Raw genomic sequence first — 350 nt, 5'->3', positions numbered from 1 at the left:
AGTTGCCAGACCGCAAGGTGTTTTAACAAATCAAAAGGGGTTTTTATAGCAGACTTATAGCTGTAAGCTCTACGGAACCCCCAGCCAAGCTGGGGGTTTTCTATATACAATGAAAAATGGAGAGGCGATTGTTTCTCCATTTTGTTTGGATTTATAGCCTTTTGCACAAATTAAAAGCATGCAGATAAAATTATGCAGAAAGTGTTTGACGGATTTATCTGAATACGGTTTAATGCGCTCCGTTAGCCCGGATAGCTCAGTCGGTAGAGCAGGGGATTGAAAATCCCCGTGTCCTTGGTTCGATTCCGAGTCCGGGCACCACTTCAACTTCCAGTGAAGTCCAGCCCAGT

1 tRNA gene is annotated in these 350 nt (G+C 44.3%); it reads left to right on the top strand.

The features are described from left to right. Positions 1-245 precede the first annotated feature (245 nt). A tRNA-Phe gene (locus tag AAC854_RS23350) sits at positions 246-321 on the top strand. The last annotated feature ends 29 nt before the right edge of the window (positions 322-350 follow it).

The organism is Xenorhabdus entomophaga, assembly GCF_037996725.1.
Lineage (GTDB): Bacteria > Pseudomonadota > Gammaproteobacteria > Enterobacterales > Enterobacteriaceae > Xenorhabdus > Xenorhabdus khoisanae.
This window is presented reverse-complemented; position numbering and strand designations above follow the sequence as displayed.